Raw genomic sequence first — 24,960 nt, 5'->3', positions numbered from 1 at the left:
AACGCGCGGGAGGTATCAGGATTTGGGTTTCACCGTCAGGTAGCCCTGCATCTCCTGGTGGAGCGCGGAGCAAAAGTTCGTGCAATAGAAGGGAAAGACCCCGGGCTTTTTCACGATGAGGCGAAGCGTCTTCGTCTCGCCGGGATCAATGATGATGTTGACATCCTGCTCCACGAGGGCGAGGCCGTGAATCATGTCGGTCGTCTGTTCGACGTTGGTCACGTGAATAACAAGTTCATCGCCCTCGTTGACGTCGATGCGGTCGGGGATGAAACGGCTGCGAATGACGATCATCTTGACTTCAACACTGGATACCCGGCGGGTGACGGAGGCGTCCTTGGCATCCCAAATGGCGTGCGGGTGCGTGCTTTCGGCCCGGGGATAAACCTCGATGGGTTTGATGGCGTCGGCCTTGAGGATTTGGGCGAAGTGCGGCTCGGGTTCGGTGAAGGCTTCATAGATCATTTCCATTTTTGCACCGGTGATGTCGATGAGCTGGCTCGACTCGGGCTGGGAAGGTCCGACTGAGATGTGGCGGCCTTTGGAAAGTTTATTCATCGCAACGAGGTATTTGCCGTAAGGCTGGCGGGTGTCGCTGCCTCCGACGACAAGGTGGCCGATGTTGTAGTGGACGTCGATTTTGTCGGTGACGACCTGGTTGAGGTCGGCCCGCTCGGCATCACTCCATGGCGGCAGTTTCCATTTGGCTACGGCAGACTCGATGTAGAGCGAGGTGTAGGCGTTGCCCTGGCCGTCATACTGCGTGTGGAGGGGACCGAGGCCGACTGGCACCTCGCCTTCGAGCACCGATTCGTAGCGAATGACGGGCACTCCGCGAAATTCGGTTTCGAATTCCTTCCTGTCGATGACAGCCCGGAGTTTTTCAAAATCGAAAACGGAAGTCACAGGCTGGAGTTTTCCGGAGGCTGCGATCCAGCGTCCCGACGGATCGGTGTCGATGCCGTGGGGTGACTTGGGCACGGGCAGGAAATAGATTACGCCGGGAACTTTTGCCGGATCGATCACGGGCACTCCGGAGAGAAGCGTGGCGCGGCCATCCCGGACGGCGGCCTCGGCGGCGCGCCAGTTGACCACGGCGGCATAATCGCGGTCACGTTGCGTGGAGGTGGCTTCGAGGGTTTCGTGCGCCATCTCGGTGTTGTAAGATGTCCAAAAGGCCCAGCCGCTGCTGGGGCCCTTGCCGGTGGAGCCGAGATCCCAGTTGAAGGGCGGAGTGAGAATCTGCCAGCCGACACTCATTGTCCCGGTTGCCGGATCAACACGAATGCCACTGACCATGCCGTTGAATTCCTTTTCGTAGTCGGCAGGATCGGCAAAACGTCCCTTCGGGAGGGGAACGGAGAAGCGGGTGGCGACGAGAACGTATTCGGTGTTTTCAGTGACGAAAGACGAGCCGTGGTTGCCGCTGGAATTGGGGATGGGGCCGAGGATCTGGTGCGTTTTGAAGTCGCGGAGATCAATGCGCGCGATGCGGTTGTTGGCGTTGTCGTTCACGAAGAGCCAGCGGCCGTCGTAGAGGCTGCCGGTCTGGGAAAGGCCGGGATGATGGACGTCTCCCCAGGTGAAGCCTCCGAGCATGCCTTTGGTTTCCTCGTCATACCCGTAGCCGGTTCCCGGATACGGAGCGAAGACGGGAATGGTGGCGATGTGACGCATGGAAGGCAGGCCGGCGACAAACACCTGGCCGGAGTGGCCTCCTGAATAAAAGAGGTAATATTCGTCCATTTCACCAGGTCCCACCCAGGTGCGGGCGGCGGCGGAACCGGCGAAGCCGGACTTCCCGGATGCCCCTGAGGATGAAGAGCCGGGCGGGTTGCAACCGGAGAGAAGGAGCGTGGAGACGAGCACAGCGGCGAGGGCAAGGGTTGTCGCGTCGCTGTGAAAAATGTGATGAGCAAAGGGTGTTTTCATGGCAGGTGGGCGATGTGAGCTGAGGTGGAAGGTGGTGATTGTCACTCGACGATGAGTTCCCCCCTCATCCCGACTTGGAAATGTCCGGGGTAGGAGCAAATGAATGGGTAGCGTCCGGGCATATTGGGCGCCTTGAAAGTCGTTGTATCGCTTTCTCCAGGACCGAGGAGCTTGGTGGACGCGATGATGCGGCTCTTGTACTTGGCCGGGATATAATCGGTCTTCACGGCTTGGGCGGCGTCGTTGGCGAAAGTCACCGGATCGAGGCCGGCCGCGAGCACCACAAGGTTGTGCCCCATGGAAAGCTTGGGCATGGTACCGATGTTTTTTAGTATGATCGAAAGGGCCTCGCCGGGCTTTGCCCGGACTTCAGTGACGCTGAATTTCATCGAGTCATCGGCGGTGATCTCGATAACACGTCCCGTGACGGGCGCTGATGCACGGGTGGGTGAAGACGCCGCGGGGACGCCGGGCGTCGGCGAGTTTTTCCCGGCATCCGGAGGACCGGAGGATGGTCCGCAGCCGGAAAGAAGAATCAGGGCCGCACCGGCAGCCGCGATCAGGAACAGGTGGTAGAGGTGGTTGATGGTTTTCATGAGCGGGGCGACTATAACGCGAACGGATGCGGGGCGCCTTGATGTGCATCAAGGAAATGTCCGGGAATGCGGGCCATACTGGCGTGATGCAGACCCAATCTTTTTTTGCTCCGTTTTCCTGGATATTTGCGAGTGTGACGCTGGCCGTTTCCGCCATCGCCGCCCCTGCGTCTCCCCAGGGAGAGGAACGCATTTTCGCGGTAACGGGCGCCATTCGCGCTCTTCTCGATGACGGCCAGATCGTCATCGAACATGAGGAAATCCCCGGGTTCATGCCGGCGATGACGATGGCGTTTTCCCCAACCGACAGCAGGGAGGCCGCCGGGCTGGTGGTGAATGATCGCGTGCGGTTTCGCCTGCGGGTGGGGAGCGGACGATCGGTGGCGGAGGAGTTTGTCGTCATCTCACGCGTTCCTGCATCGAAGTCGCAAACGACGCCGATTACGACGGACGCGAAACGGAACGGAAAATATTCCGGACGTTTGCGCGAGGGCGATGAAGTGCCGGCGTTCTCGTTGATCGACGAACGCGGCCAGCCTCTCACCGCTGAAACATTGCAGGGACGATTTACCGTGGTGACTTTTATTTTCACGCGCTGTCCTGTGCCGGAATTCTGCCCGGCGATTTCGCTGAAGTTCAAACAACTCCAATCGGCCATCTCATCGCAGACGGAGACCATCGGAAAGACGCGCCTATTGGCGATCACGCTCGATCCTGAATTTGACCGCCCGGAGATCCTGAAGGCTTACGGTGAGGCAATGAGAGCGGACCCGGCGGTCTGGAATTTTGCCACGGGTGACAAGCCGCAGATCGACGCGCTTGTAAAGGCATTCGCCGTGTATCGGGAAAAAAATGGCGTGATGCTCGACCACACGCTCGCCACCGCACTTGTCCGCCCGGATGGCCGCATCGTTGAAATCTGGCGCGGCAACAAATGGACTGCCGACGAGATTCTCGCATGCGTGAGAAACAAAAATGCGGAGAACCCCACCGCGCCTTGATACAAATCAAGGCGTGATGCCGGACGACCGGGCATACTGCATCTTTCAGAAACCGATGAACAACACGACTCACTCCAACGATACCGCGGCGGCCACAGTGGACCTGACGCGTTTCGACGTGCGCAAGATCCCCTGCCGCGTGAAGCACGCGCAGATATTCCAACGCTGGACCGCCCTGCCGGTCGGCTCGCATTTCGTGCTCGTGAACGATCACGATCCCGTGCCGCTCTACTACCAGTTCGCCGCCCAGTTTCCCGGTGCATTTACATGGGAATACCTGGTGGCGGGGCCGGACGAATTTGCGGTCAAGATTACACGCCTGACTGCTTCGCCGGACGTTCCGCCAATCGCGCCTCCGCCGAGGCCGGAAGTCCCGGCCTGCTCGCATCGCAGCGAGCAGGATCAAGCGAGCGCCGGAGAAAAGGAAACGGTAGACGTGGATGCCCGCGGGCTGGAACCGCCTGAGCCGATGTTGCGAATCCTCGAGGCTGTGGAATCGCTGGCGGCAGGGGAAAGTCTGGTGGCGTTAACCGACCGCCAGCCGATTCACCTGTATCCAGAACTCGATACAAGGGGTGTGGCTCACCTCAGTGACCGGCAAGCCGACGGAAGCTGGAAAACCACACTGACCAGGCGCTGAGACAATCGGGGAAGCCTTTTTCCCCGGTTTGAGACATATCCGTCACGCGATGCCAATGGCCGACGCCGGCACAACCGTCCCCCCCCCCCCCCGCCCCGCCCCTGCGCCACGCATCACGACTGGCGTGCCGCTGGTGGCTGGGGCGCGGCTCCCTCTGTCATTCATTGCGCTGGGATTGATCGCGTTTGCAGCAGGCTCGGGATGGATGGCAGCGCAGCCGTCGTTGCTGTCGTGGCCGTATATTCATCCCCGGATGATCGCGCTCGCGCATCTGTGGCTGCCGGGGTTTCTGCTCAGCATTTGCTTGGGGGCGATCTACCAATTGATGCCGGTTGTATGCGGAAGTCCGTTACGGTCATCGAATCGATCCTTGTGGATGCATCTCGGTCTGCATGCGGCGGGCGCGGCAGGACTCGTTGTGGGATTCCTTTTCGCCCGCTTTGAATGGGTGGCCGGCGGCGGCGTTCTGGTTGCCGCAGGCGTTGGCATCATGGTCTCCGCCGTGTGGAGGACATTCCTTCGCTCGGAGCGGCGTGATGCGGCTGCATGGAGTTTCCCGCTGGCCGCAAGCTGGCTGGGCGCGACCGTGTTGCTCGGCGTGCTGCTCGCGCTGTCCCGACGCTGGTCTTGGGCGACTCTGCCCCTGCCCGTAACCGGCCTCCTGCAGGCGCATGCCCACCTCGGGTTGGCCGGTTTCTTTTTAACACTGCTGCAGGGAACCGCGTTTCAACTCGTCCCGATGTTCACCATGGGCGAGATGCGGCGGCCACGCCTTGTGTGGGCGGGTCTGCTGGGCACGCAATTGGGATTACTGTTGCTGGCACCCGGACTGGCTTGGCGAATCGAGCGTCTGGAGCATCTTGGAACGCTGGCGTTGGCAGGAGGTCTGGCCTGTAGTGGCGAAGCCCTGCGGGCGACGCTGGCATCACGGCGGAGGAGGAAACTGGATCCGGGTATCCGGGCTTTCGTCACAGGATCGGGATTCTTTGCAGTCGCCGCCATGGCGGGGCTCGCGCTGGTGTTTCTCCCGGATGGAACGGAGTTGGGGTTGCGGGCGGTTGTTGCTTACGGGATTCTGGTGATCGGAGGCGGGCTGGGTTTCACGATCCTTGGCATGTTGTGCAAAATCGTGCCTTTCCTTGTCTGGATGCGCGCTTACGGGCCGCGAGTGGGAAAGCAGCCCGTGCCCGTCGCCACGTCACTCGCCTCGCGACGATTCGAAAACGGATGGTTTGCCGCTCATCTAGCCGGCATCGTGCTGATGACAGCGGGAGTCGCCGTTTCGTCACCATTCATCATGGCCGTCGGCTGCCTGGCGCTGGCAGTTGGAGGCGGGCTGTTTCTCGTCAATACGCTGCGCGTGGTCGCCCACTTGTGGCGCCCGCAGCGCCCATAAGTTTTACGTCGCTGATCTATGGATACAAAAATTCAGGAAACCAATCCGCCTCCGCCGTCCGCCGATGCCCTTCGTGCTGCATTCCGGCATGTGTATGATCCCGAATTCGGCGTGAGCGTTGAGGCTCTCGGTTTGATCTACGGCGTTTCTGTCGGGTGCGACGGCGTGGCGGTGATCGAGGTGACGCTCACATCGATGTATTGCCCGGCCGGCGAGGTGATTCTCGCCGGCGTGCAATCCGCGGCGGAGGCTGTTCCGGGAGTAATGCGGGCCGAGGTGTCACTCGTATGGACGCCGGCCTGGACCCCCGACCGCATTAGTCAAGAAGCGCGACGCCACCTCGGGTGGAGTGATCCTTCGCCATCGGAGTAGGATTTTGTCCGGCAGGCGCATGGCCGCCCGTTGTGGAAGGGCGATCCTGTTGGCCTCGACCCCGTTACTTTGTGTGACGAAAACAAGAGTGGAGGATTTTAATGATCCTCCTCCAGAGTTCGGAGACTCCAGAAACTGGCGGGGAGGTGATAATTTATCAGGAAGTCCAAACATGGATACGTGGAAATTTCCCCGACGGAGAAAAGCCCGGTTTGGCTCATCGCCAGAATTCTCGCATCCGGTTCGAACATGTGGATACAGAAAAATGGACCCTCCATTCGGATCTTTCAATACAATCGTACCATAACTCTAAAAATATCTGTATCGGCTAAGCAATTGCCTTCCGCAGAGTTCGGCCAGCCACGAACGTATCCTGCTGCACCTGCAGTCGCCGCATGCGAATGTCGGCGCTGTCGCTAACGCTCGGCGGCCCGAAGGCAAAGTGAGCGGCTTTCACGGGCCCATGACTATCTTCGGTGGCGAACAACGTCTCCAGGGAGATCCTGGCATCGGGGAACGCAGGGTTATTCTCCTTCGCTTCCCGGGTGAAAGCCTGCACGGCAGCCTCTGTCCCACCGTCATAATGAAGTAGTGTGTAGAGTAGATCGAAAGTGTCTTTGCCTTGTTGCCGATACAGGAACGCCCGGAGTTTGAGAACCAGAAACGGGCCGACTTCGCAGACGCGGGCTGTGAGTTTCTGTTGAGCGTCGAACAGGTCCTTGCCCTCAATGGGCATCTTTCGGGCGGTTTCCAAGGCCCGCACCACACCCGGCATGACGCTGGCAGGCACATCATCCACCATACGCGTGCCTCGATCATGCACGCCGTCTTCGACTAAAAAATCGATGTAGAGCGTGAAGCCACCCATGACCTTTTCGAAGCGCCCCGGGTATTTCTCGCTCGGTTTGAAGCCTTGCGCCCGGAGATCGCTGGAAAGACTGCCGTATTGTCCGGCCGAAGCGCCCAGCGCGACGCCGAAATCGACATCCAGCGTCGCTGGCCGGGGAAGCGAGGAGCTACCGGAGGGATGCCGACAGATTATAGTGCGGCACCAGCCCTCCGAGCAGAACGAGATCGTCGTGGTAACTGCCCAAGCCCGACCATACTGTGAGAAAAGTCGGTTGGGTCTGGGCTACCGCCCGGGGATCGTATTCGTCATAAGTATCGTATTTCATGGGCGGCAGAATCCTGACCATTCGCGCAGCGCTTTGGCCTGCTCCGGACCGCGCAAGCCGGTCTTCAGGAGATCAAGATAAATTTGGGCGTCGGTGACCAGAGGAAGATCCTGGACAAAGCGGCACTCCTGAAAAACGCCTTCGTCATTCGGAAGGTGAAACCAGACGCGTCCCGCCTCGTTGACGGGCTGCAGGCCGAGTTGGTCGAGCAGGTCCTGTGTCGGCAATTGTTGGACGTAAAGCGAAACGATCGCGGGCTCCGCATAGGGATGGCGCAGCCAGGCAGCGATCCATTGAGTGAACGCGAAGGGAGAACTGTCATGCGCAAGCACGTTACGGATGGTTCTGGCGAGCCTCACGGGGTCGTTGTTGAGCGCGGCAAAGCGATAGGTAGTCGCACGGCGGGAAAAGTCATCAGCCTGAACCCACACATCCAGCAGGCCCAGAGGCGATACAACATGAAACCGGCGTGCATCGACCTTCTTGAGGTGGCCTTGCCGGGTGAGATACGTGACGATGCGCGAGACCAATCCAGAGGTTGCCCCGGTGCGTTTGATCAATTCGGATTGTTGCCACGTGCGCTCCACATCGGAAAGGAGCGCGCGCACGATTCTGGCGCTTTTCCCGACGAAAATGTTGTGCGGTTCCTGCTCGAAGCGGAAGTGGCGACCGGGCAGGCCTGGTAACGAAACGAGCAAGCCGGGGCCGCGGAGAAAAAGCTGCCCATTGAGGTCGGCCACGCTGGTCCCGTTTTGCCAGCAGGCTTGCAGAAAAGCGGGAGTAAGACGAGGTACCACGAACAATGGTTGTGTTGTCCCGTTGGTCTTGGCCGAAAGCAGATTCTCAACAGTCGGAACAAGCAGGAACTTGAGGGCGAAGCGAAACTGGCGGCCATCCAGATGCAGGAGCGCTTCGGTGGGATTGTGGGGAGAATTCAGCGCAAGTTGCTTGATCCGGGTGTCATGCGCTACCAAGTTTACAAACTCGCGGACGAGTTCCACTTCGTGTCGAATGGCGGATGTCTTACCGGTTACCATGATCTTACTGATCAGTAAAGGATGGTATCTTGAGTAAAAAGACAATCTCTTATCCACCAATAAAAAGCCTGCTTGGGGTAAGAATCTATTGCGTGCCCTTGTTTGTTCCTGTTTGCGATCGGGTTACGACCCGGAGGTCGAGACGGATCCGGGACGATACGCGGAAGTCAATTTTCCGGCTCTGGTCAAAATGCCAGCACTCACCAGAACCCTGAGGCGGTCATCGGGAATTGCCCTGGCCGAGCGAGCCGCGACCTTGTCCCGTAGCGCAAATTGCCGCGAATGGAACTGCTTGATAGTGGCTTTGGCTTTAGCGGTCATGGCGACAATATCGGCCCGGTAACTTCCCCGATCAATTATGCTTATCCCCAATAAGCCCTAATAAGCCTCAATAGGCCCCAATAAGCCCCGCAATTACGACAGTCGCAACGCGCCCGAACATCTATGCTTCAGGTTACGAAAAATGCCCCTGCCCGCGACCTGCCCGAGTTGCAGCACGCTGCTGACCAACCCCGATGTCTTGGCCGCTCCGCTTGATCTGTCCTGAGTTCTACTGGCAGAATGGAGTGCATGCTCGATGGAACACCCGAATTATTCCGGCTTGTGTATTCGCTATTTGCGAATAGCGTATTCTCATCTTTACCAAAGCATAAGATATCATCGTCGCTTTAAAACTCGCTTTGGAGGGAAGTCGGCAGAGCTACGCCGAGTTAGGGCGGGAATTGGGTATGAGCGCATCGGAAGTCCATGCGGCCGTCCGGCGTTTGGGCGAGGCTCATTTGCTCGATCCCGAAACCAGGGAAGTCCGTCGGGAACTGCTGCGCAATTTCCTGATTCATGGTGTGCCCTACGCCTTTCCCGCACGTCCGAAAGAAGTCACCCGCGGCATGCCGACGGCCTGGGCTGCTTCGGTGATGTCTGGCAAATTCACCGTAGCCGAGCAAGTCCCGCCGGTCTGGCCTGATCCTGATGGCCATGTGCAAGGCGCCGCCGTCCGGCCGCTCTACTCAAGCGCGCCCGGCGCCGCCCGCCGCGATCCGGAGCTTTACGCCTTGCTCGCCTTGGTGGACGCCCTGCGCATCGGGCGGGCCCGCGAACGCGCGCTCGCTGAAAAGGAAATCACCCGACGCCTGAACGTTCATGCCTCCCCCTAACCCGAGTCCCTCCGTGCCGTGGCGGATCGCCTCGACAGCCTCGGCCTTGAATACACCTTTCCTGGCGGTTCCATCGTGAATCTCTTGCTGGATCATCCCGATCTTTCTCCGGCGGTGTCTTCGCCAGCTTGACCGGACCGGCTTGCTCCAAAATTTGCCGGTCCGGTGAATGCATTCTGAACCACAGAGATCATATCCCGATCGAAGGGGAATGGCTGATACCATTCCGCTCCTGCCCGGACTGTGACCTTGCCTAGTGCGAGGCAGCATTGAGTTTCAGGGATTCCGCGAACTCGAGGGCGAGCCGGTCAGCGATTGCCTCCTTGAGGCCGGCCTGGTTCGCAAACTCCGGCCAGCGTCCGATGGCGTGATGGACCTGATCCAGAACTGCGGCGGCATCCTTGATCCGGAATTCGGACGCAAACCTGAGCAGATCAATGCGGGAGGGGTTTCGATTTCTCTGAACGGTCATCGCATGGACTCCCATTTTGTTGGGACCCGGGCTGTGCGTCAGATCGAAGGCCGGAGAAAGCGTCCACTGGCCGGTTTCGCTCATGGTGAACGAGAAGTTTTTCCCGTGGTCGTCGCAGTTCCGGGCGAGGACGTTGAAGCACAGACGGCGGAATATCGCGGTGAGCGTGCCGTGGTCCCGGGTGAGCCGGTGAGCGACCTTGGCCAGGTCTTCATAGGAGCACAGCAGCCAGGATTGGTGCAAAAGACCCGACAGCGAATGAGTGTGGAGTTTCCTGGAACCGTCCCGGTCAAAACGCCGTATGCCAAAAAGCCCGCGTTTACCCTTGGGAGCGTCGATCTCGAAAAGCCGGGTATCGGACATCTCAATACCCGAAGCTTTTGCCATCAGCGAATAGGCATATTCCAGCCGGCCCTCCTGCCGGGAGTCCTTGTTCTCGAAAGGAACCGTCGAAAGTTTGATCAGCCACCCCTGCGCTCCGTCGGGGATGTCCGTGCCGATGCGCAGATTCCCGCCGGGAAGCAACGCCGCGAGCACCTTGGGCTTGGCGCCACCGGCGGAACAACCGGAGTGAAAAAGGGCAAGGGTGGCGGCAGGGGGGCCGACGACGGGCCTGTCGTCTTGCAGGAAGGAGGCCTCCCTGTCCACCTGAGCGAGCGTGACCGCCTGCGAAAGAGAAGACGACGAGTCGATGGCCGGATGGTATTCGAGCGCCCCCATGCCACTTGTGCCAATGTAGCCAAGCCGGATGAGCGGGGACGCGGTTTCCGGGTCGATCCCGGCCTCTTTCAGACGGAGATTCAGGAGGGATTGGCCCCAATGATCCGGCAAGCTGTCGGCAAAAACGCCGGGGAGCCCGGAAAAGGTCGGGGCCGGGTGCGTGTAGGGTCCCTGTTTGGCAGCAGGAAGTTGCAGGGGCGAGATTTCCAGCCCTGACGAAGGCCAGTCCTTGTCATACTGGAAATAGACGCGCCCGGAGGCCGGATCGTCGGCAAATCGTCCGACTGTCCTTTCGTGGAGGGTGACTTTCAGGTTCATGGCTTGATGGTTCTGCCGCGTTTGCGAACCGGTCTGGCTTCAAGTTCTTCGATGGCGCGGATCGGAAGAGGGGCGAAGAGGTTCTTGAAATCGTCCTCGCGTCCCAAGGCCACCGATATGAGGAAGAGCCGTTCGAGGGTGATCTTGCCGGTTTGCTCGAAAAGCTGGTAAGTGCCAAAGGATATGCCCGCCCTCCGGGCCAGCTCTTGCTGACTCCAGCCGAGCTGGAGCCGGAGCGCCCGGACCTTTTTGGCGATGTCCCGTATGAACTCCTTGGGTGAAAGCAGAATCATTTAATTAAAATACTAGTTGCTATGCGGGATTAAACAGAATATCAAATAAAATGTTAGTTGTATATTCAAAGGCTATTTCAGCCCAAAGAAACTTTGCAAGGGGCGCTCGGAAGGATTTGTCACTACGGCATGGTCGAGTGAACCAAGGTATTGCGCACTACATTCGTTTTGCCTGAGACGGCCGCAAGATTACCAGCGCGGCGCGGTTCCAATTTGTGGGCAACTCATCGCGTGGGACATCTCCGGCGCAACCTAAAAATCCCGGGAGGACGCGGTCCTGACGACCGCAAGGTAGCTCAGAATCCGTTTTTCGGATTCGTCGGACATAAGGCGGAATCAAATTCGCCAGCCACCTTCCGAGTCTGGGCACAGGAATGCCGCACAAGATCCGCAGGCTCTGGCGGTTTTCCCGGTGGTGGCAAAATGCAGATGATGGAAATAGCGGGAGTCGTTATTCCGTTTTCATACCAACGTCCCTTAGGAATTAGACTTTAGGTTGGAGCGCCACAGTTTGCTTTGTCAGCGAGCCACTGATGAATCAATCCTGCTACTTTGTCGGGCTTTGCCCATTGGCGGGCGGCCGCTTCAATGTGTTTTTCGAGTCGTTCAAGCGTTGGATAGAGCCGGTTGCTCACCGCTTGCTTGATCAAACCGCCAAAGCGTTCCACCGGGTTGAGTTCGGGACTGTAGGGCGGCAATGGCAGGATTCGCACATTGCCGGGTATGCGCGCGTCATTTTCGGGCAGATGAAAGCCTGCTTGATCTTCTATGATCACGTGCATGCTCCCCGGATCGCTTTGCGCTATCTGTTGCAGAAAAATCGCATGGATGTCCCGGTCAACCGAAGGTGTGAAAAGCAACTCGCACGCATGCGCTCCATCCACTTCCAATGCCTCGTGCAGGTATCCCCATTTGTAGCGTGTCTGGTAGGGGGCTGTTACTCTTGTGCCTGGTCGTGCCCACACCCGGCGGATCACCGGCAGCAAGCCATAACGGTGCTCGTCGAGCACCCATATGCGCACTGATGGCTCGTTGGCCGCCAGGACGCTTAATTTTGCGGGCAACTGCTGCTTGAACTGCTCCATCCTGGCTTTGTTTTTCTTGGCGTGGCTTTTGCGCGGCACTTTCAATTTGCCGCCCAGTCGCCGAAGCACTTTTCGCACTCCGCTTTCGCTCATGTGCTTGCGGGTGCGTTTGCGTATCCATGCCTGCGCATCGGCAGCACGCCTGAACCTCCCCTCTTCAAACCTCTCTACAAACTCCTCCTCCAACGCTCCTCTCAGCACTGGTGTTACTCCGCCTGCCCATTTGCGCCGCAGCAGGCCTTCCACTCCCTCGCTCACCACCGTGTCGCGATATGTGAACACTGTCTGCCTGCTCACATCGCATACCTTCATGATTTGCGCCACCGTAAGCTCGTGTTGCGCCACTAATCTCACCACTTGCAGTCGCTTGCGCGCCCACGGCTCCTGCCGCTTTGCCCACGCCCTTTCAATCTGCCCCACCAGTTCCTCTCCTAATCGCGGTAATGTTCGTCCCATCCCTTCAGTTCATCTTCTCTTCCCCTACTGTAAAGTCTAATAGCGTCGGGATGTTGGTATCAGGCTTCAATGAAAACAACCGGTCTGCTTGTTTCTATTTCATGAGGGCGGGCAAGCAGGCCGTTCCGGCGGGCAGTCGGATCAAAACACGAGAGGGATACAAGTTGTACTGCGGCCTCCGGCACAAATAACTGAAACCCATATCATACTCTTATGAAATACCCGGACATCCTCCATCATTTCGGAATGTTCGGGTTCTTTGAACTCCCGAATTTGCTGGCGCTTACGCAGGAGAAGAAGGCCACGGTCAAGGTCACGCTCCATCGTTGGGCCACCGCTGGCCTGATTTTGCCTCTTCGCAGAGGTCTTTACGCGTTTCCGGAAGACATCGCGAAAAATCCCATGACAGCAGAAAGAACGGCCAACCAGATCCGGAAGGACACCTATGTCACCGGCCTCTGGTTATTGAACCAGTTCGGCCTGATTCCGGAGGGTGTTACCGAAGTAACCAATGCTACCCTCGGCAACCCCGCGGACTTCGACACACCGCTTGGCCGCTACACCTACCAGCACATCCAGCCACGTGGATTCTTCGGCTATGAAGTCCGGCCGGATGCCGGCGGCTATGAAGTTCGCGTCGCGTTGCCGGAAAAAGCCCTTCTCGACTTCTTTTGGTGGCACAAGGGCGAGTGGAACAAGCAGGAGTTTGAACGTTGGCGTATTCAGGATCCGTTTCAACGCGTGAATCCCGATCGCCTGCGTGCATTTGCCCGCCGCTGGAACCAGCCACGCCTCATCCGTGCGGCGGAAAATCTCACAACCTACCTCCAGGCCGCATGAACATCGACTACATCATTGGAGCCGCAAAGGCGGTCCCTCTGCCGATGCGCAGCCACGCCGTCAAAGAGGCGCTTCAACGATACGCCTGAAAAGGAAGATGAACAGGCCTGCAGCATAAACACATTTGAAATATCCATATCGAGTATTTTAAATGTCATGACGATGGTGCGGATGCGACGGCGAAGGGTTTTCCCGCGGAAGCGGAATGCAACCCTGGCTTCAAAGTCGCAACTGGTTCGGTCACCGATGTCCAGTATGCCAAAGCGCGAAAAAAACCGGAATTTCCTGGACGATTTGTCCAATTGCGGCCCCGCCGTTCGTTGAGAGAGTGAAGGCAGGGCAACCGGCCTATACGCGCTAACATGTTTCGTTTTTTTCTTCATTTTTTGATTCAAACCAGCCTTTTAAATCTAAAAATCGCTGTTTTCTGCTGAAATAATCTCAAGAAATGCGTGGCGATTGAAAAGATGTTAGCGCGTATAGGGCAACCGGCCCGCCCGAAACTGTAACAGGAGAGCTTATGCCGAAGTATCTGGTGACCATTTACCACCCCGACAACTATGACCCGTCCGTTGCCGAAGACGAAGCGATGGACCGCGCGATCGACGCGCTCAACGACGAGATGGTGGCTGCCGGTATCAGGATTTTCGTTGGCGGCCTGTATCCGGCAAACAGTGCAAAATCGCTGCGGGCGCAGCCCGATGGCAAGGTGCTCGTCACCGACGGTTCGTACCTGAAGACCCGGGAACACGTGGGCGGTTTGTGGGTGCTGGAAGCCGCTGACCTGGACGAGGCGTTGGCATGGGGGCACAAGGCCACCATCGCCTGTCGGACACCGGTCGAGGTGCGCCCGTTTCACTGACGGAAGACCCAGCGGAAGCTTTTCATTGGTGCCTGTCGTGATCCAAAATTCTTCCATGAACAACCCGATCCCCAAAAATACGATCTGCCTTTGGTACAACAAGGACGCTCTGGACGCTGCGCGTTTTTATGCGGCGACCTTCCCGGACAGCCAGGTGACCGCGGTGCACCACGCGCCGGGCGACTACCCGTCGGGTAAAGCGGGCGATGTCCTTACGGTGGAGTTCACCGTCCTCGGCATTCCCTGTCTCGGCCTGAATGGCGGGCCGGCTTTTCCGCACAGTGAGGCTTTTTCGTTTCAGGTCGCGACCGACACCCAGGAGGAAACCGACCGCTACTGGAACGCGATTGTCGGCAACGGTGGCCGGGAAAGCGCCTGTGGCTGGTGCAAGGATCGCTGGGGATTGTCCTGGCAGATCACTCCCCGCGCCCTCACCCGCGCGATAGCGGCAGGCGGTGCGGAGGCCAAGCGTGCCTTTGAAGCGATGATGGACATGGGGAAAATCGACATCGCGAAAATCGAAGCCGCGCGGCGTGGGTGAAGTCGGACGATGACTGCCCGTTCCGCGCCTCAGCCGGCGTCCGGAAGCACGCGTGCCGACCGTCTAGAGAGCTTTCCTGGGCTGCACACGTCGCCAGAATTCGTCGAAGGCGATGGAGTCGAAGAAGGCAGTGACCTCGACGATGCGGCCGTCGCGCAGCTTCATGAACCAGGCGTAGGTGTTTCGATAGGGTTTGCCATCGAGCGCGGTGGCCTCGCCGTCGAACAGGATGATGACCGTATCGCCGTCGCCATGCAGGCTGCGGACGGTGGGGACGAGCGGCCTGGTCAGCCGGGCATTGAAGGGTTTGATCACCGTGTCGATGAACTCGTCGCGGGAGCGGTAGGTTTTCGCGGCCAGGGAATTACCGGTGATCGTCCAGACGGCGTCGGGCGCGAGGAGCGCGAAGGGGCCGCCGGTGCCCGCACGCCAGGCGTCGAAGGCGGCCTGGATGGCGGCCTTGTTTCGGGCTTCGGTTTCGGTCGAGGCGGTGGCGGTGACGGCTGGCGCGAGGCCGGCGAGGGCGAGGAGGACAAGGGAGAGGAGGCGGGTGGATGTTTTCATGATGAGAGAGGTGGTGGTGGGTGATCTGCATTTGCACCGCAACGATGCGCAGGAGACGTAAAACGAAGGGTCTGTTTTTGCGACTCCTGCACTTCCTTGCGGTCGGTTCGGTGGACAGGTTTGATGTGATCGGGAATCAGACGGCGTCGGCGGCAACATCGTCGTGGTCGGTGCCGGTGGCGATGTCGTGCCACTCGGCGATCTCGCGGTCGAAGGCCGCGACCTTGCGACGGTAGGCGGCCAGGGTGTCGTTGCCCAGGGGCAGGTGCACGGGGGGCTTGGGTGAGGCGGCGAGGCACACGATGGCGGCGGCGAGTTTTTTCGGGTCGCCGGGCTGGCGGTGGTTGATCTGCGCGGCGAGTTCGCGCATGCGCCCGGAAGTGGCGGCATAATCAGGGATGACCTGCGCGGCCCGGGTGAGCGAGGAGCCTTCGAGGAAGTCGGTGCGGAAATAGCCGGGCGCGACAACGGTGGCGTGAATGCCGAGCGGAGCGAGTTCGATGGCGAGGGCCTCGGTGAGACCTTCGACGGCGAATTTGGTGGAGCAGTAGAGACCCCAGCCGGCAGAGGCAGAGAGACCGCCAATCGAGGAGAAGTTGATGATGTGGCCGGAGCGCTGGCGGCGCAGGTGAGGGAGGACAGCGCGGGTCACCTTGAGGAGACTGAAGACGTTGACCGGCGGACTTCTTCGTTGGTGGCTTCCTCGACGGCGCTGAGCAGGCCGGCGCCGGCGTTGTTGACAAGGACGTCGATGCGGCCGAAGCGCGCCACGGTGTCGGCGGCGACCTGTCGGGCCTGCGCCTCGTCGGCGATGTCGAGCAGAGCGACGTGCAGGCGCGGGTGATTGCCGAGCCGGGCGGCGAGTTCCTCGGGGCGGTTGCGGACGGTGGCGACGACCGTGTCGCCGGAGGCGAGCGCGGCACGGCTGATTTCGAGACCGAAGCCGCGGGCGGCGCCAGTGATGATCCAGACTTTCGATGTGGTGGTATCCTGATTCATGGGTGTTCCTTTATTTTGCGGTTGGAAGGTTTGAGTGATCTGACGGTGCCCATAATAGCGGAAGCGTTTCGCGAAGCGGTAGAACGGGCCTCTCACAAAATTGCCTAAAACGATCACGAAATGAATTTCGGGCGCGGAAGGGTTTTGACGCCGACGATGCGGAATCGCAGGATGGGGCACATGAGCGAACCGAGGGATATCCTGCGCCGGCATTGTAGTGGAGAGTCGGTGACAAGCCCGATTCCGAAGCTGACCCTGTTGAGGTCCGATGTTGTCAACGAGCCGTCGGCGGTGAGTTACGCGCCGCTCTTTTGCATGCTGGCCAGCGGTCGCAAGCGGGTGTGGCTCGGGCGGCAGGAGTTCGTCTATGGGCCGCGCGATTACCTGATCACGTCGGCCGAGCTGCCGCTGGTGGCGCAGGTGATCGAGGCGCCGTATCTGGGTTTCGCGTTCGCGCTCGATCCCGAGGTGATTGCGGAGATTTTGCTCAAGTTGCCAAAGGCCGATCCGGGACGCGTGCCGTCGAAGGCGGTGGCGGTGGCGCGGGCCGAGGACGAGTTGTTCGACGCGGTGGGGCGCCTGCTGCGGCTGCTGGACCGGCCGCTGCATATTCCGATCATGGCGCCGATGATCGAGCGGGAGATCCTGTTTCACCTGCTGCAAGGGCCGCACGCCGACACCATCCGACAGCTCGGGGCGCCGGCGAGTCCGCTGTCGCAGGTGCGACGGGGCATCGACTGGATACGCGAGCACTACAACGAAACGATGCGGGTCGGGCGCGCGGCAAAAGCGGCGGGGATGAGCGCGCCGACGTTTCACCGGCATTTCCGGGCGGTCACGAATCTGAGCCCGCTGCAGTTTCAGAAACGGTTGCGACTCGAGGAAGCGCGGCGGCGGTTGCTGGCCGAACGCGCGGACGCGGCGAGCATCGCCTTCGACGTGGGCTACGAGAGTCCCTCGCAGTTCAGCCGCGAGTATCGGCGGATGTTCGGCGCCCCGCCGCGGCGCGACGCGAGCGAGGCGCGCCGTCGGCTGCTCGAACCCATGGCGGTGAGTTAGGATTCATCGCAAAACGCGGTCAACGGCCTGGTTCATCCACTTCCTCGCGTTCGATTGTCGTGCTGATGGTCTGTCGCGTTGTTATATTCAGGCAGTCGCTCACCAGCCCCCCCAGTATAGCCGGCTTCACAGGGATCTCGATGAGATTTTGATTCGCACGGGCAAATGTTCCTCTTCCATCAGCAGCCCCTCATCATCACGATGGGCATCGGCCAAATCTCCCAGTGGCTCACCTGGAAAAAGTAGGTTTAGGCCGATACGCATACGTGGGCTGGCATGTTCCGACCCATCATGACAGAGGTCGATCCAAGGGGATCAACCGAGTTGCTCCGTAAGCAAGGGAGATTTCATCAGGAGGCGAACGGCTTACCAACCTTTCACCAGATTCGGTTCTGGCTGGAAGACTACTGAAAGATAGTAAAACCAAGTTACTACCCACAGATGGTCAAATCCTCTTACCATTTTGAGATAGTCTGTCGTGACGGCAGCAGGGCCGGCAAGCCGCCTACGGCTTGCCGCATATTGGTGAAGTCGGTGTGGCTCCCAACCGACTCACCCGCCGCGCCCTCCAGCTATGGCCTAATCAATTTTCCGTATCCAGATATTCACTATTCAAGAATAGCGAATACTTGAGGATGAGGGCGCTTCGGACTGACAAGGGGGCGCTATCCCACGTCGAGAACCCTGTCGGCCTGGAAACCGGGCACAGGTTCGTCCGGATAACCGCGCGGGTTGCTGACCACACGTGTTCGCCCGATCCGGTAATCGCTGGCGTGATGGATGTGACCATGAACCCACAACGCCGGTTGATGGCGAAGGATGAGGTCATCGAGACGGGAGGCATACGCACTGCTGATCAGGTCGGTCTGGCGGTATTCGGGCAATGATGACAGGGAAGGAGCATGATGAGTCACCACGATTGATTTCACCGGATCCCCCGTGGTTAAAAACTCCTCCAGTGCACGGCGTGAGTGCGCATGAGCCTCACGGGTATGATGAGGCCTCAGCTTGCGATGCGAGGGCCAGTGGCGAACCCGTGCATAATCGTTCATGTCGGCTATAGCCGCGGCACTCGCCTCCACCGGCGCATCGAGTAACATGAAATCCGTCCAGAGTGTGGCGCCGAAAAATCGGAAGCCACCGATCTCGATACTGCTATTTTCCAGGATATGCACGTTCGTGCCGGCCGCCTGCTCGATGAACTTCTCCGTCAGGCGAGGCAGTCGTTCACCATAGAACTCATGGTTGCCCAAGACGTAGATGACCGGAACGCCACTGTAGGTCTCCCGAATCCACCGAAGCCCCGTCGCCCGCGTACCGATATCGCCGGCCAGCACCACGCAATCGACCTCGATCCGGGGTGAAACGAAGGGCGCAAATTCGAGGTGCAGATCGCTGAGCAGATGAATACGCATGCAAATTGAACAACGGATTCCGCAATGCCGCGCACAAGACCCTTCACTCAATCCGCAGCGTATTTTTCAGTTGTCCGATGAGCCGGCTGGCTCCCGAACGCACTTGGGACACACGCGGATTCCAGACCAGGGCGAGCTTTCGCTTCAATCGTTTCAGCGCAGGGTCGATTACGCTGACATAAGTGCCGGCTGGCAATTCAGCGAGGGCCAGCGACGGAAGAATGGCGGCAAAGCCACCCGACCGGACGGCACTCACCGTCTGCGGGAAGGACTGGCAAGCAAGTGCCGGACGGAATTCCACTTTGAGGCTGTCGGCGATCTGGCGGACACGTTGCGTGAATTGCCCGTCCGCCGTCTGCGATGCCAGCGGCAGTTGGCCGATAACATCTTTGAGTGTTGGGGTCTTGCCGCGACCGATGAGCGCTTTGGGGACGACGGCAACGTAACCGAGTTCTCCCAGCGGGGCCGAGTCGAGTGCGGCGGTCACGGCGTCCTGCCGGATCACACCGAAGTCGGCGCGACCGTCGGCGAGATGTTGCACGACATCGTTGGTTCGCAGGCTCGTGGTTACGAAGCGCACAGGCTGCTTGCCCGAGGTCAATGCGCCGAGCCGCGGAATCACCAGCCAGTGCAGCAGGCTGTCACCGGCGGCGATCGTGTAGTCCAGATTCTCGGTCGCACACTCTGCGCGAAAATCTTCCAGCGAGCGAAAATGTTCCCGGGCCAGATCGGCCAACCGTCGTCCCTGCCCGGTGAGCTTGAGCAGCTTGCCTTGCCGCTGCGCCACTTCGCAGCCGAAGAACTCGGACAGTTCCCGAAGCTGCCGGCTGTATTGGCTCTGGCGGATCGGGTCGCCCGGCGCCGCCTGGGCGATGCTGCCGGCGTCGTGTACCTCGACCAATACACGCATGCGATCCAGCGACAGACCGCGTTCGGAAAAGAGTTTTTCAAACATGATTTCAAAGTCAGGTATCCTGCATCTTCAGACATGGCAAGCACCGGTCTTTCTGGTAGGTTGCCGGCACAACGTTCTTTGCGGGTTCCAGGATTGAGAAAGGTTTTTTCAAAGTCCCTCTTGATTTTAGAACCGACGAAACCGTTGTAACTCTACGAACACTTAATCGTCTCTGCCTTCTGCCATGAATCAATCCACACGACTTATAACTGCCTTGGTCCTCCGGCAACCGGAGCGGCATTGGTCGTGTGCGAATCCGCAGATTAGCAAAACGACCATGCGTAGCGAACCGGTCGGTTTTCGACCCGATTACGCAGGCAATCATCGAAGTGGCGCTCTTTAGCATCGAGGGCTTTTCATAGCCTCACGCGGCCCACTTCTCCCCGGAAGTGGGTTTTTTGTGCCTCAGGCAGGCCGCTTCCGGGAAGCCGGGTTCATACTCGTTTTCCATATTCCGTAAGCGGCCTCATCGCTGAGCCCAGCCAATCAGCCAACGTCCGCACAAAATCCTGCGGCCGTCCAAACCACCCGACCTCGGTCGGGCGAAAGGGACGACGGTGTGTGTTCTTTTTTGCGACGGAGCGCGCAGCGAAAAGCTGACGACGCTCCGAACAATTGCAGGAGCCGTCTCAAACGGTTCCTGCTGATCAACGCGCACGGTGCACCCGATGGGTGTCAAACGGTGATGCCGGCCGTGCGTTTCATTTTTCTCCGCCCTGTCGTCTAACAGTTCAGGATCCCGGTCTTTCAAGCCGAGGGATGCGGGTGCGACTCCCGTCGAGGCGGCCATTTCTTTCACAAGGAGCGCCCGGTTCTTGATCCGGGACCGGTCCGTGCGAGTCCTGCCGGATTTCACCGAAGCCAGTCGGCGGCCGAAGCCCGGCAGGGGTTAATTTCAGATGCGTTCGTAGCGTAGGAGCAACGCGCCGGTCTGCCAGTCCGGAGTCGGGAGTGCGAATCTCCCCGAGCGCACCATTTTCATGGAGCTGTGGTGTCAACAGCAGCACAGCGGACTTTTAATCCGCACGGTGCGGGTGCAACTCCCGCCGGCTCCACCAACACTTACCCTGTGGTCAGGTCATTGAGGGCGGACGCCGGAGAAGTCTTCCGACGCCGAGCAACCTGAGCCACAGGTTTTCTCACGACGTGCCCGAGCAGCGAAGGGACCGGCCTGCAAAGCCGAGGTTCGCGGGTGCAAGTCCCACCGTCGTGTCCACTTTTGGGGTTGTAGTGCTAAAAGCAGCACGCCGCGCCCGCAACGCGGAGGAGACGGAGCGTTACCGTCCAGCTCCACCAGTTTCGCCCGAGAGGTGTTCCATAGATGCACGGCTGTCTTCCAAACAGAAGGAGCCGGAGCGCTACCGGCCTCGGGTACCATAGGTCCTAGATGTCCAAGCGGACGGGTTGGTCTACAAATCCGACCGGGAGGGTGCGAGTCCCTCAGGGCCTGCCAGATTTCCACGGAGGTTAAGCCGATCTAGTGATGGCGCGTGGCTGAAGACCACGAGAGCGCGGAGCGAAACCGTGAGCCTCCACCAATTTTATGCGGGTAGAGCGAGGTCTCCATCTGGTCTCATAAGCCACGATGCCCGTCGGTGCGACTCCGGCACCCGCACCCCTTTTTCGGAGCGTAGCCTAGAAGTCAGGCACTCGGCTTGGGACCGAGATCACGTGTGTGCGAATCACGCCGCTCCGACCATTTTTTGACTCGCTGGCGCTCGGGGCTTCGCCCCGCGCCTGCCGGCGTGCCCATCTTCGCGTGACCTGCTGGTCATGCTTCGTCAGGTGCGTGGCCCAGTCAGCGGGGCACCGGCCCGTGAAGCCGGGGAAGTGGGTGCAAGTCCCACCCACCTGACCAACTTTTGCTCGTGGAGATGAAGGAGTCGACGGAGCGCAGCGGAGATGGGGCCGCCGCAGGCGGAGGGTAAAGGCCCCGAGCGCAGCGAGCCAATCAGCCCTCTGTCGAAGGGAAGTCAGCCGGTGCGAGTCCGGTCACGAGCGCCAGTTCCGGGCGGATCGTCCAATAGTCAGGACACCTCTCCCACACAGAGGAGATCACGGTGCGAATCCGTGTCTGCCCACCATTGCCGGGTAGCTCAACAGCAGAGCAGCCGCCTGTTAAGCGGCGAGATGTAGGTGCGAGTCCCACCCCGGCAGCCATTTTCGTCGGCGAGTAAGCCAGTGACCACGCCTGCCCGACATGCAGGAAGGCCGGGTGCAACTCCCGGGCCGACGACCAGTTTTTGCGGTGTCGTTTAACCAGCAGGACAGCGGGCTTTGAACCCGTGAATGGAGGTGCGAATCCTCCCGCCGCAGCCATTCGGGATCTGGGACTGCGCAGCGTGGTCGTCTTCCTGGCAGGAAGAAATTCAGGCGGGTGCGATTGACTCGCTTCGCATTACGAAGCTCGGGGCTTCGCCCCGCACCTACAGTGCGCCGCTCCGCGCGTCGTTGCCGCGGCTCCACCATTTTCACGGGTCGTAAGCTTTAACCGTGAAGCAACCGGCTCTTGACCGGCAGAACCCGGAGCATTTGACTCGCGCTTTGCGCTCGGGGCCTTGCCCCCAACCTGCTCGTTGGCCGCTCCGCTTCGCCGGGACGACCCACCATCTCAGCTCGGTAGCACAACAGCAGTGCGACGGTTTCGTACGCCGTGTCCGTGCGGGTGCGAATCCCGCCCGAGCCCCCAATTTTTCGAGACGTGGCAGAGCAGCAATTGCAGCGCGCTGTAAACGCGCGGTCCTCACGGACTGCGGAGGTGCAAGTCCTTCCGTCTCGACCATACCGGCAAAGCGTAGGAAGCGACGCATCCCGTTGGTATCGGGAAGAGCGGAGCGCAAGTCTCCGTGCCGGATCCATTTTCTCCGCGGACGTGGCGGAACAGCATACGCGCCGGCCCGAGATGCCGGTGAGCGCAAGCTCATGAGGGTGCGACTCCCTCCGTCCGCACCAGTTTCGCGGCGTGGTTGGAATCAGCAGACACGGCGGACTCAAACTCCGCTGGGCTCAACGCCCGTGCCGGTGCAACTCCGGCCGCCGCGACCAAAGCGGCCGTGTGTGGAATAGAAGACCGGGCGGTTCTAAAAACCGCCGCGCCCCCGGGCGCGTGGGCGTGCAAGTCGCCCCGGCCGCACCAGTTTTTCGGTGGGTGGTGGAATGCATACACGCGAGTCTCAGAAACTCGTGGGCGCGAGCCCGTGCAGGTGCGAGTCCTGTCCCGCCGACCATTTTTCGCCTCGTCCTCTAGCGAGTTCAGGAGACCCGCCTCTCAAGCGGACAACACGGGTGCAAATCCCGTCGAGGCGACCAATTTTCGCCGTGTAGTTTAAAGTGAACCGTCCGGTTTATACCCGGAATCGCGCTAGATGAGCGCCAGGACCGGGAGCGTTACCCGGCGCGGCGACCAGTGCCCGTCAGACGTAGGCAGCGACGTGCCGGCCTTGTAAGCCGGACGAGGCCGGTGCGACTCCGGCGGCGGGCTCCAGTTTTCTTCCTGTGGTGAAAAAGCCATCACACGGCCGTGCGAAGGTCGAGGTCCAGGTGCAAGTCCTGGCAGGAGGACCATTTTCCTCGCGTGGTGAAAAACATATCATGCCGCGCTTCGAACGCGACGTTGCGGGTGGGAGTCCCGCCGCGAGGTCCAGCTATCTCCGCGTGGCCGAGCAGCTCAGGCCTCCGCCTTCTAAGCGGACCGACGCAGGTGCAACTCCTGCCGCGGGGACCATTGGAGAGTGAATCCGCCGAGGCGCGGACGCTGTCTCGAAAACAGATGGATCGGCCAACCCGATTGGGGCGCAAGACCTCCGCTTTGTTCGCCGTGCCGCCCGCTTCGCAGGCACCCGCACGGCTCACCCCTCACGTTTGTTCGGGGCTTCGCCATCTCCGCGCTGCGCGCTCCGTCCGCCAATTTTTCCACCCATAGCTTAATAGCAGAGCAGCCGACTGATAATCGGCAGACCTTGGTGCGACTCCAGGTGGGGGGACCATCTTGGAGGGTTAATTCCGAAAGTCGGAAGCCGCGGTGCTAACGCGTGCGGCGACACTCTGTCGCTGAGGGGCGGGACCTCAACCCTCCGCCATTGCCGGGTCGTCTAGCAGCAGGACGACGGTCTCTGAATCCGTAGATGCACGTGCGACTCGTGCCCCGGCAGCCACTTCACTCTCCGCAAGCATAGGCAGCGATGCAGCGGTCTCGTAAACCGCAAAGGCCGGCGCAAGCCCGGCGCGGAGATCCACCTTGTTCGCAGCGCCTCCCGTGCTCACGGGCGCCCGCGCTGCTCACTACTCACTCGCTCCGCGAGTTCGCGGCTACGCCATCTCCGCGCTGGCGCGCTCCATCGCAAAAAAGAACACACACCGTTGTTGGCCGAACCGTGCCCCGCGAGGAGCCCTCGTTTTTCACCATCATCACACCTTCCCATGTCTGACATCCTCGACAAGCCCATCGTCCTGTCGCTCAACCGCGTCTGGCAGGTTATCGGCCATCGCACCGTCAAGCAGGCCCTCGTGGCCCTCAATGGCGGAAACGCCGACCTGCCGCCCGCGCTCGGCCTCGACATCGCGTATCCGAAACTCGACGACGGCTCATGGAACTTCGACCGCCCGCTCTTCCTCAACCCGCTTCCCTAGAGCGAGTGGATCGAACTGCCGGTGCGCGATTTCGATTTCGCGATCAGCACGCCGAAGCTCCGCATCCGAGTGCCCACCGTCATCGTCGCGACCCAGTTCGCGAAAATGCCGATCCGCATTCCGCGGCTCACGCGCGAGGCCATCTTCGAACGCGACGGCGGCGTCTGCCAATACACCGGCGAACGCGTCGGCAAGCACGGCGGCAACCTCGATCACGTCGTCCCCCGCGACCGCGGCGGACGCGACACCTTCGAGAACCTCGTGTGGGCCAAGCGGGAGATCAACTCCCTCAAGGCCAACCGACTCCCGCACGAAGCCGGACTCCGGTTGCTGCGCAGGCCCAAGGCCCCCGCACCGCTGCCGGCCTCCATGGCGATCCGCGAAGCCCGACACCCGGACTGGCGACACTTCCTCACGCCCTGACGGCAGCCCGCAGGTGAGGAGGCGCA

The 24,960-nt window shown here is 60.1% G+C and carries 23 protein-coding genes, 21 tRNA genes and 1 pseudogene; 32 read left to right on the top strand and 13 right to left on the bottom strand.

Annotated elements, in window-relative coordinates:
• Positions 1–15 precede the first annotated feature (15 nt).
• Entirely contained in the window at positions 16–1,932 is a 1,917-nt protein-coding gene (gene nosZ, locus OBACDRAFT_RS20490) for a Sec-dependent nitrous-oxide reductase (protein ID WP_052362323.1), read from the bottom strand.
• 41 nt (positions 1,933–1,973) lie between these two features.
• Complete coding sequence (locus OBACDRAFT_RS27025; protein WP_043588750.1) at positions 1,974–2,528, bottom strand: plastocyanin/azurin family copper-binding protein; 555 nt, start codon at positions 2,526–2,528, stop codon at positions 1,974–1,976.
• Positions 2,529–2,614: 86 nt separating this feature from the next.
• Between OBACDRAFT_RS27025 and OBACDRAFT_RS20480 the strand changes: the two genes are divergently transcribed.
• Genes OBACDRAFT_RS20480 through OBACDRAFT_RS20465 form a run of 4 tightly spaced genes read left to right on the top strand, consistent with a single transcriptional unit; the run spans position 2,615 to position 5,937 of the window.
• The gene (locus tag OBACDRAFT_RS20480) at positions 2,615–3,529 is read left to right on the top strand and encodes an SCO family protein (protein WP_052362310.1); all 915 of its coding nucleotides are present in this window, start codon (positions 2,615–2,617) and stop codon (positions 3,527–3,529) included.
• A 55-nt stretch (positions 3,530–3,584) separates the two neighbouring features.
• The gene (locus OBACDRAFT_RS25875; protein ID WP_052362321.1) at positions 3,585–4,169 is read left to right on the top strand and encodes a DUF2249 domain-containing protein; all 585 of its coding nucleotides are present in this window, start codon (positions 3,585–3,587) and stop codon (positions 4,167–4,169) included.
• 49 nt (positions 4,170–4,218) lie between these two features.
• Positions 4,219–5,565, top strand: coding sequence for a hypothetical protein (locus OBACDRAFT_RS20470; protein WP_043588749.1), 1,347 nt, complete (start codon positions 4,219–4,221; stop codon positions 5,563–5,565).
• An 18-nt stretch (positions 5,566–5,583) separates the two neighbouring features.
• Positions 5,584–5,937 carry a metal-sulfur cluster assembly factor gene (locus OBACDRAFT_RS20465; protein WP_043588748.1) on the top strand — a complete coding sequence of 118 codons (354 nt, stop codon included), beginning with the start codon at positions 5,584–5,586 and terminating at the stop codon, positions 5,935–5,937.
• Between the two features lie 328 nt (positions 5,938–6,265).
• Here the strand turns inward: OBACDRAFT_RS20465 and OBACDRAFT_RS20455 are convergent, their stop codons facing one another.
• The 3 genes from OBACDRAFT_RS20455 to OBACDRAFT_RS28675 all read right to left on the bottom strand — a co-directional run bounded on the left by OBACDRAFT_RS20455 (position 6,266) and on the right by OBACDRAFT_RS28675 (position 8,470).
• Positions 6,266–6,805, bottom strand: a complete 540-nt coding sequence (locus OBACDRAFT_RS20455; protein ID WP_043588746.1) for a hypothetical protein — start codon at positions 6,803–6,805, stop codon at positions 6,266–6,268.
• Positions 6,806–7,108: 303 nt separating this feature from the next.
• Positions 7,109–8,113, bottom strand: coding sequence for a type IV toxin-antitoxin system AbiEi family antitoxin (locus OBACDRAFT_RS20450; RefSeq protein WP_157837225.1), 1,005 nt, complete (start codon positions 8,111–8,113; stop codon positions 7,109–7,111).
• Between the two features lie 159 nt (positions 8,114–8,272).
• Positions 8,273–8,470 carry a hypothetical protein gene (locus tag OBACDRAFT_RS28675; protein WP_157837224.1) on the bottom strand — a complete coding sequence of 66 codons (198 nt, stop codon included), beginning with the start codon at positions 8,468–8,470 and terminating at the stop codon, positions 8,273–8,275.
• A gap of 407 nt (positions 8,471–8,877) precedes the next feature.
• Here OBACDRAFT_RS28675 and OBACDRAFT_RS20445 point away from each other — a divergent pair, with 407 nt between their 5' ends.
• The gene (locus tag OBACDRAFT_RS20445) at positions 8,878–9,303 is read left to right on the top strand and encodes a hypothetical protein (RefSeq protein WP_112787791.1); all 426 of its coding nucleotides are present in this window, start codon (positions 8,878–8,880) and stop codon (positions 9,301–9,303) included.
• A gap of 253 nt (positions 9,304–9,556) precedes the next feature.
• Here OBACDRAFT_RS20445 and OBACDRAFT_RS20440 read toward each other — a convergent pair whose 3' ends face one another.
• From OBACDRAFT_RS20440 to OBACDRAFT_RS20430, 3 genes are all read right to left on the bottom strand, one after another.
• Positions 9,557–10,813 (bottom strand): type II toxin-antitoxin system HipA family toxin, encoded by a 1,257-nt coding sequence (locus OBACDRAFT_RS20440; RefSeq protein ID WP_052362308.1) that lies wholly within the window; start codon positions 10,811–10,813, stop codon positions 9,557–9,559.
• A complete protein-coding gene (locus OBACDRAFT_RS20435) occupies positions 10,810–11,106 on the bottom strand; it encodes a helix-turn-helix domain-containing protein (RefSeq protein ID WP_043588743.1) in 297 nt (98 codons plus the stop codon). Before OBACDRAFT_RS20435 ends, OBACDRAFT_RS20440 begins: the two co-directional genes overlap by 4 nt.
• 491 nt (positions 11,107–11,597) lie before the next feature.
• Entirely contained in the window at positions 11,598–12,647 is a 1,050-nt protein-coding gene (locus tag OBACDRAFT_RS20430; protein ID WP_043588742.1) for an IS630 family transposase, read from the bottom strand.
• A gap of 213 nt (positions 12,648–12,860) precedes the next feature.
• Between OBACDRAFT_RS20430 and OBACDRAFT_RS25870 the strand changes: the two genes are divergently transcribed.
• Positions 12,861–13,487 carry a type IV toxin-antitoxin system AbiEi family antitoxin domain-containing protein gene (locus tag OBACDRAFT_RS25870; RefSeq protein WP_052362307.1) on the top strand — a complete coding sequence of 209 codons (627 nt, stop codon included), beginning with the start codon at positions 12,861–12,863 and terminating at the stop codon, positions 13,485–13,487.
• Here the strand turns inward: OBACDRAFT_RS25870 and OBACDRAFT_RS28670 are convergent.
• Positions 13,469–13,870, bottom strand: a complete 402-nt coding sequence (locus OBACDRAFT_RS28670) for a hypothetical protein (protein WP_157837223.1) — start codon at positions 13,868–13,870, stop codon at positions 13,469–13,471. The two genes, OBACDRAFT_RS25870 and OBACDRAFT_RS28670, sit on opposite strands and share 19 nt — an antisense overlap.
• Before the next feature lie 137 nt (positions 13,871–14,007).
• Between OBACDRAFT_RS28670 and OBACDRAFT_RS20420 the strand changes: the two genes are divergently transcribed.
• Positions 14,008–14,349, top strand: coding sequence for a YciI family protein (locus tag OBACDRAFT_RS20420; protein WP_043588741.1), 342 nt, complete (start codon positions 14,008–14,010; stop codon positions 14,347–14,349).
• Positions 14,350–14,404: 55 nt separating this feature from the next.
• Entirely contained in the window at positions 14,405–14,890 is a 486-nt protein-coding gene (locus OBACDRAFT_RS20415) for a VOC family protein (protein ID WP_043588740.1), read from the top strand.
• Positions 14,891–14,953: 63 nt separating this feature from the next.
• Here OBACDRAFT_RS20415 and OBACDRAFT_RS20410 read toward each other — a convergent pair whose 3' ends face one another.
• Both OBACDRAFT_RS20410 and OBACDRAFT_RS20405 read right to left on the bottom strand, forming a co-directional pair.
• Positions 14,954–15,454, bottom strand: a complete 501-nt coding sequence (locus OBACDRAFT_RS20410) for a nuclear transport factor 2 family protein (protein ID WP_043588739.1) — start codon at positions 15,452–15,454, stop codon at positions 14,954–14,956.
• Between the two features lie 136 nt (positions 15,455–15,590).
• A pseudogene (locus OBACDRAFT_RS20405) lies at positions 15,591–16,453 on the bottom strand (oxidoreductase).
• 180 nt (positions 16,454–16,633) lie between these two features.
• Between OBACDRAFT_RS20405 and OBACDRAFT_RS20400 the strand changes: the two are divergent.
• Positions 16,634–17,512: an AraC family transcriptional regulator gene (locus OBACDRAFT_RS20400; RefSeq protein ID WP_043588797.1), complete on the top strand. Its 879-nt coding sequence runs from the start codon at positions 16,634–16,636 to the stop codon at positions 17,510–17,512.
• Positions 17,513–18,177: 665 nt separating this feature from the next.
• On the opposite strand, the gene OBACDRAFT_RS20395 is transcribed toward OBACDRAFT_RS20400, so the two are convergent.
• Together OBACDRAFT_RS20395 and OBACDRAFT_RS20390 are read right to left on the bottom strand one after the other, a co-directional pair.
• Entirely contained in the window at positions 18,178–18,927 is a 750-nt protein-coding gene (locus OBACDRAFT_RS20395) for a metallophosphoesterase family protein (protein ID WP_043588738.1), read from the bottom strand.
• Positions 18,928–18,970: 43 nt separating this feature from the next.
• Positions 18,971–19,882, bottom strand: a complete 912-nt coding sequence (locus OBACDRAFT_RS20390; protein WP_043588737.1) for a LysR family transcriptional regulator — start codon at positions 19,880–19,882, stop codon at positions 18,971–18,973.
• A gap of 901 nt (positions 19,883–20,783) precedes the next feature.
• Here OBACDRAFT_RS20390 and OBACDRAFT_RS20380 point away from each other — a divergent pair.
• From OBACDRAFT_RS20380 to OBACDRAFT_RS30195, 23 genes are all read left to right on the top strand, one after another.
• Positions 20,784–20,857: transfer RNA gene (locus OBACDRAFT_RS20380), tRNA-Gly, on the top strand.
• A gap of 7 nt (positions 20,858–20,864) precedes the next feature.
• Positions 20,865–20,940 (top strand) — tRNA-Lys (locus tag OBACDRAFT_RS20375).
• 82 nt (positions 20,941–21,022) lie between these two features.
• A tRNA-Cys gene (locus OBACDRAFT_RS20370) sits at positions 21,023–21,098 on the top strand.
• A 5-nt stretch (positions 21,099–21,103) separates the two neighbouring features.
• Positions 21,104–21,178: transfer RNA gene (locus OBACDRAFT_RS28665), tRNA-Ala, on the top strand.
• Positions 21,179–21,260: 82 nt separating this feature from the next.
• Positions 21,261–21,335 (top strand) — tRNA-OTHER (locus tag OBACDRAFT_RS28660).
• A 9-nt stretch (positions 21,336–21,344) separates the two neighbouring features.
• Positions 21,345–21,420 (top strand) — tRNA-Phe (locus tag OBACDRAFT_RS28655).
• An 86-nt stretch (positions 21,421–21,506) separates the two neighbouring features.
• A tRNA-Pro gene (locus tag OBACDRAFT_RS28650) sits at positions 21,507–21,581 on the top strand.
• Positions 21,582–21,664: 83 nt separating this feature from the next.
• Positions 21,665–21,740: transfer RNA gene (locus OBACDRAFT_RS20365), tRNA-His, on the top strand.
• Between the two features lie 151 nt (positions 21,741–21,891).
• Positions 21,892–21,966 (top strand) — tRNA-Val (locus tag OBACDRAFT_RS20360).
• Between the two features lies 1 nt (position 21,967).
• A tRNA-Asn gene (locus OBACDRAFT_RS20355) sits at positions 21,968–22,042 on the top strand.
• 84 nt (positions 22,043–22,126) lie between these two features.
• Positions 22,127–22,201, top strand: a tRNA-Gln gene (locus OBACDRAFT_RS20350).
• Positions 22,202–22,577: 376 nt separating this feature from the next.
• Positions 22,578–22,664, top strand: a tRNA-Tyr gene (locus OBACDRAFT_RS20340).
• 84 nt (positions 22,665–22,748) lie between these two features.
• Positions 22,749–22,834, top strand: a tRNA-Leu gene (locus OBACDRAFT_RS20335).
• 4 nt (positions 22,835–22,838) lie between these two features.
• Positions 22,839–22,927: transfer RNA gene (locus OBACDRAFT_RS20330), tRNA-Leu, on the top strand.
• 2 nt (positions 22,928–22,929) lie between these two features.
• A tRNA-Leu gene (locus OBACDRAFT_RS28645) sits at positions 22,930–23,018 on the top strand.
• 6 nt (positions 23,019–23,024) lie between these two features.
• Positions 23,025–23,109: transfer RNA gene (locus tag OBACDRAFT_RS20325), tRNA-Leu, on the top strand.
• A gap of 5 nt (positions 23,110–23,114) precedes the next feature.
• Positions 23,115–23,191 (top strand) — tRNA-Glu (locus OBACDRAFT_RS20320).
• Between the two features lie 99 nt (positions 23,192–23,290).
• Positions 23,291–23,366 (top strand) — tRNA-Thr (locus OBACDRAFT_RS28640).
• A gap of 164 nt (positions 23,367–23,530) precedes the next feature.
• Positions 23,531–23,606 (top strand) — tRNA-Arg (locus OBACDRAFT_RS20315).
• Between the two features lie 188 nt (positions 23,607–23,794).
• Positions 23,795–23,868, top strand: a tRNA-Ile gene (locus OBACDRAFT_RS20310).
• A gap of 94 nt (positions 23,869–23,962) precedes the next feature.
• A tRNA-Gln gene (locus OBACDRAFT_RS20305) sits at positions 23,963–24,036 on the top strand.
• Between the two features lie 265 nt (positions 24,037–24,301).
• A complete protein-coding gene (locus tag OBACDRAFT_RS30200; protein ID WP_232767459.1) occupies positions 24,302–24,511 on the top strand; it encodes a hypothetical protein in 210 nt (69 codons plus the stop codon).
• 21 nt (positions 24,512–24,532) lie between these two features.
• On the top strand, positions 24,533–24,934 hold the full coding sequence (locus tag OBACDRAFT_RS30195) for an HNH endonuclease (protein WP_232767457.1): 402 nt from the start codon (positions 24,533–24,535) through the stop codon (positions 24,932–24,934).
• Positions 24,935–24,960: the final 26 nt, after the last annotated feature.

Origin of the sequence: Geminisphaera colitermitum TAV2 (assembly GCF_000171235.2) — a bacterium.
Lineage (GTDB): Bacteria > Verrucomicrobiota > Verrucomicrobiia > Opitutales > Opitutaceae > Geminisphaera > Geminisphaera colitermitum.
Note: the sequence above shows the minus strand (reverse complement) of the source record. Positions and strands in the feature narration are given on the sequence as shown.